Source organism: Vibrio sp. RE88, from assembly GCF_013113835.1.
Classification (GTDB): domain Bacteria; phylum Pseudomonadota; class Gammaproteobacteria; order Enterobacterales; family Vibrionaceae; genus Vibrio.
In genome coordinates this window covers 1-5,951 of record NZ_VTYQ01000021.1, presented here as the reverse complement: position 1 = coordinate 5,951, position 5,951 = coordinate 1, and the positions used below count along the sequence as shown (strand labels likewise).

1 protein-coding gene and 1 pseudogene are annotated in these 5,951 nt (G+C 42.3%); both read left to right on the top strand.

The features are described from left to right. Window positions 1-447, top strand: a 447-nt coding sequence (locus tag F0265_RS24450; RefSeq protein ID WP_171750638.1) for a hypothetical protein, incomplete at its 5' end; no start/stop codon positions are given. 656 nt (window positions 448-1,103) lie between these two features. After that, window positions 1,104-5,951, top strand: a pseudogene (locus F0265_RS24445) (hypothetical protein); the annotation flags it as partial.

Below are 5,951 nucleotides of genomic sequence, written 5' to 3'. Positions count from 1 at the left end.
TTTAAGGTGACGTTCTCAGAGCCAGTGAAAGAAGTGGAAGGGACGTTTGCGGGTGAGCGAGTGACGTTCAGTAATAGTGAGTCAGCGGTGCTGTCGACGGAATGGACAGGTAATACGGATAACCCTATTACGGTACAGGCGGGCAGTGCGACGTTGGCATTGAAGCTGAGCAGTTTTAAAGATGCGTCAGATAACGTAGTGGCATCGGCTTACCAGCAAGAGATTGGGATAAAGCCTGAAATCACGATTAGTACGGTGATGACAGGGGATAAAGTAGACGAAACGAAATTGGGTAATGTGACGGTGTCGGGCAGTTCGATTGGTTTTGCTAAGAGCGGTGAGACAGTTCAGTTGAGGTTGAAGTCGAAGTCGGGTGATACGGTTGTGCATGCATTCCCTTCGGGCGTATCGGTGAATAACGACAAGATTGGAGTTCGTTGGGTCTGACGGTGGATGGCTATAAGGTTGAAGTGACGGGCACGAATGCGCAGGGAGGCGGTGCGTCCCAGGAGCGTTCGATTGAGGTGATATAGTAGATTTAAGCTCCAGAAGGGCGCTAATACGACATGTGCCCATTGCACTAGTAATTTAATATATTGGTCATAATAGAGTAATCACCTATGTGGTTACTCTTTTTCTTTATAAATTAATTACTTGCACTCAAATTAACGAATAATTATTAGGTTAATTTACCTTTATATATAATATTTATTACAAATATGAATTTATTGTTCTAATAGTATTGGAATTTTAAATCAATAACCACCGTGCATAATCTTGGTGATTAATGTCCTTTGTTTTTATTTAAAATATATATCTATTATTTTTGTTGTATTATTTTTTTGATGTATTGGTTTTAATTTATTTATTTTAAATTCGAATTAAATTATGTTGCTCACTTCTAATTTTAAAAAAAAAACATTCTAAGCAATTTTTATAAATATTCATTAGTAATCATTTCTACTGTTATAATAGTCAAATTTGTTTGTATATAAATCTATTTTTTATCGTTTGTATATAGATCGCCGTTCTTATTCTTATTATCTCTGGTTATTTTGCCGCGTTGTCATTATTAAATCGAGAAATATACTTTAGCCACTTTTTTGCAACGTCACATCGGCACCATGTTGGTATACAAAAATATAGCTAAGCTTTTTTTCACGATCATAGTCATCCTGTCACTGAGTTCCTGCGGTGGTGGGGGCGGTGGTGATTCATCACCAAGAGCCAGAGACAAGGGAACGATATCTGGAATCGTTTTTGATGCGCCTGTCTCTAAAGCTGTGGTTACGGCTTATGAATATCAAAATGGCCAGGTGGGGCGCAAACTCGGATCTGCGACTACCTCACCATACGGCGAGTACTCAATTGAAGTTGATGCATCGTCGATGCCTTTGTATATCGAGGCTAAAGGCGGGGCGTATATGGACCCATTGAGCGACAAAGTCGTAGATACCAGCCTAGGTAAACCAATATATATGGCAAGTGTGCTCAATTATGGTGAAGGCAATGATCAGCAAGTGATGATTACGCCATTGACTCACATGGTTGCCGGATTGGCTGAATACAAAATTAAACTCAATGCAGATGCCGCTACGGCTATAGATGAATCATTGAACACGATAAATTCTATGTACGGGTTTAATGTTAACTCTGTATCTCCTATCGATATTACTAAGGGAGGCCAGAGTAGCACTGCAACCGATGGTCATAAATATGGTGCTTTATTAACTGCATATTCCTCGTATGCGTATGACTTTCTCGTAACCGATGAGCATGGAGGAGATGTTTATACATCGATGAACCTTTCTGATATCGGTTACCGTGATATTGCTGCTGATGGGTTACTCAATGGTAAGGAACTGGATAGTAGCGGTTCCTTCGAAAAGCCTATAAGTTTTGGAGCTGAGCCAGTAACTGCTGATGTGTATACCAACGCTATGGCAAGGCACCTGTTGATCGTTGTCAGTGATCCTAGCCTTAATGTCTCCAAAACGCCGATTGAAGATTATCAACTTATGGCTGAACACCTCAATAACTTAGGTACAGGTTCGGATGGAGGTGTTATTCCAGATCGTGTGCCTGAAGAGATTGATGAACATGCTCCAACCGCGACCAGGCAAGGTACGGAAGTATTAAAAGGGACTGAGGCGATCGATATAATACTTGCTGACGAAGTAGGAGTGAGCTCTGCTGTAGTTACATTAGAATATAATTCTGGTGATGCATTTTCTGTATGGGAGTCTTTCCCCTGCGATGTCGCACCAACCTATCAAGATACCATATGTTGGGTAGATACTACGGATTTTGAACAGGGGCCAAGAGAAACAAGCCTTAAAGTGTATGTAGATACTGAAGCCCTAGACAATGGAGGTCCTGAAGCATCGCCGCAAGCGTACTTGTCAGTTGTTGCGACTGATGTGTTAGGTAACACAAACAGTGGTGGATCTCGTATTGATTTTGAATGGGATAATATAGCACCAATTATTGAAGTAACATCTCCAGAGACCATTAACTCAGAGGCAACAGAATACGTATTAACGGGCTTTGTAAAAGAAGACCCTGATTTACTCGCTGGCAGTTCTGTATATGTAGCGGTCGGGAGTAGCCCAGAAATAGGCTTTGAATGTCGAACCGTTGTAGGGGACGATGGCTCTAGGTGGTGCGAATTCAAAACTGACGGATATGAGACCAGTGGTTTTGGAGATAGCGTAGATTTCAATATCAGAGCAGATGATATCTATGGCAATTCAGGGAGTCTTGTTTTTACCCTCTACAATGACAGTTTACCCCCCAAACTTTTTATTACTTATCCTAACCAAGAATTCAATTTTGAGACCGCAAGCGGTGAAAACAAAACCTTGCCATATACAGATTATGTATATGATTCTGTTTCTGTTGAAACTGCAACAGAGTACCTTCAAATAGCTTATGAATTTGCCTCTGACGGTTTAAATGCCACGATTGACGATCTGGATTTTACAGATTTCTTTCCAAGTGTTCTTGTTGATGAATCTGTTCCGTATGTAGAAGTTGAGATAAGAGACTCTAGTGAAGGCGGCTCTTACAGCTCATCAGCTGACGATTTAACTTTTAATGTCGCTTACTATCGGAAAAGAAATCAAGATGATGAATATGATCATTACATTACTAAGACAGAAAGAGCGAGCGAAGTAGAGGCTGGAAATAATACGGGTATACCATTCAAGAAGTTAGTAGAAGATGCAAATGGAAAAGTTGGCTCAATGACATATTACGTTCCGTATGTAAAAGAGCTGTTTAGTACGTACTTCAGTAGTGCTGTATCTGGTGACCGACAAATGTTAGAGATAACGGCTTCTGATCCATCAGGTAATGTAAGCAAGCCACAAAGAGTTTATTTTAGATCTACTTTTGATATGCCAGAAGTCACTGTAGTGACACCTTTTATAAACGCATCGGTAAATTTGGAAGGTTTAACATCAACTGGGCGCTTTAACCCTATAAGTAGCTGTACAACGAACCAAGTAGAGGATGCTAAAGATTTAGCTACTTGTACCATCCCTTATAAGGCCGACGATTACGAATTCTTTAGGGTGTATTTAAAAAATAAAGGTAACACAGGTACTTACTATTATCAGTGGAGTGAAAAAGAACGAAAAGATGTCGTTTTTCCTGAAGATGCAGTTATTGGGGCATATTATACTGGTTCGGAAAACAGGACACTTTATATAACGGAGTTTTCTACTTATCAAACTGGTCTGTTTGATAGTCAATGGGATCAACTGAGTGAAAAAAGCACTGTAGCAGCCATTGAGACTCTTGCTGACGTCAACAATGCTATCGCAGAGCAACCGAATTCAATGTTGGGCTTCGACCCCGTTACAACCCGATACGCAACAAATGAGATGCTCGAAGGAGAGATACCTACAAAACCGAATGATGAATACATCTATCGTTTTTTGTTGGAAAGCTTGTTTGACATGGCGGAAGGTAGTGGTTCTGGAGCGTCATCATTAGACTATGCAACAGCGTTCTATAAAGATTTATCCGCTGATGGGGTAGCGAATGGTCAAGATGAGAGTGGACAGATATATGTAGGGTCCAAAAGACTCACCGCGGATACCTATCGCTCAGAATTAGCCCAAGCCTATTATAGCTTAGTAACGGGTGTGTATGGAGTAGATTCGATTATTGCATTGGATCAAGCGGACCATTTTGCTAAAGCATATCCGCTGCTTGATGGTACCCCGATATTTGATGAGCGTGGAGAAAGCATAGATCAACAGGCTCCAAGTGTTGATGTTACTCCAACGGAAGGGACGTTTGTTCAAGATGGTGCAGATTACACTTTTTCAGGTACGGTGGTATCCACAGCTACTGTTGAAGACCTTGCGGGGGTAGACACCACTAGAACGGAATTTAAGGCCTATTGGTACGACAACACCCTAAAAAAAAACGAGGCAACTAACGTAATATTTGAGTTGCAAGAAAGTGACGATGAGTATCAAAAGATATATGAATTTACAATCGACTCTCTTTCTTCTGAATATCCTAACGTAGAGTATTTCGACATTGTAACGACCGCTTATGATAACATTGGGAATGTATACGGGCCCGCTACAGCGTCTAGATACTACGTCGACAATCAACCTCCTACTGGAGCAATACAAGACGTTGACCCTAAGTATCCAACTAACAATGAAACTGTCACTTTCCAGATATTGTTCGACGAACCAGTAACCGCGGTCGCTGCAACATTTGACGACATCGATATTGATTTTGGTGAATCTAAAGACTTCAAAGAGCTCTGGACTGGAACAACGTCAGAAGTCATTTCACTCAACCCTGATGAGAATTCAAAAAAGTTAGTGGTGAGTGCCTATCACGATGAACTCAATAATATTGGTGAGGAGTTCTCGGAAGATGTCATCATTACGCCAACTATCACCATCGATGATGTGACGGAAGACAACGAAGTTAACAGCGCAGATGATAACGTTAATAACATCAGCTTTAGCGGGTCAACAAAAGGCTTTTTAAAAGGTACTCAGTTGTCTGTTAATGTGGTCTCAACAAAGCGTCCAGATATCGATAAGTTTGAATTCACTGAGATCGAAGTAAACCAAGATGGCATTTGGTCTATATCGAATCAAGATATGTCTAGTTGGGAAGAATCTGACTTCACGATTGAGGTGACAGGCCGAAATAGCGAAGAATCTCAGTACGTGGTTGAAGAAAAGGAATCCAAGTACGTTGATAGTATTGCCCCGGAAGTCATCCAATCTCAAATCTCAATGTCCGGTTCCGCGGTGACTTTACTTCCTGTTAATTCGGACGAAGTGCTGATTGATGGGGAAATCGCGACGGTCACGTTGACCTTCAGTGAGCGAGTGAGCAAACCTGAGTCGCTCCTAAACGGACAACTCATAACCTTTAACCAGCCAGCCGATGGTGATGTTGCCAAAACTTGGGTGGGGACGAGCCCAGAGCTTGTCCTTCCTGAGAGTGAATCGACATCGAAGCTAGTCGTTACAAACTACACAGACACAGCGGGCGAGCCAAATTCAGGGGCTCCTTATGAGAAGGCGGTTGACGTTAAACCCATCATCCTCATGCAGGATATTGACGACTTAACGACCACCGAGGCGAGGGACTTTGTGGTATCAGGGACGGCGCGAGGGTTTGAGAATAGCGCTCAGTTAAGGGTAGAGGTTTCAAGCAGCAGCCCGCTTGGTGAGGATTTCAATGAGACAGTAGAAGTGACCAACGGGGCTTGGACGACGACACCAAAGGACATTTCCTCATGGGAAAGCGGCACCTTGACCATCACGGTGGACGGCTCGAATTCCGGTGGTCAGGAGGCGGAAGCGTCTCAGGACGTGGAGCTACTGGATGATATTGCGCCAACGGTGGGCAGTATTAGCGTGAACTCAGGAGACCCAATCATCGATAACCAAACGGCCTTCGTC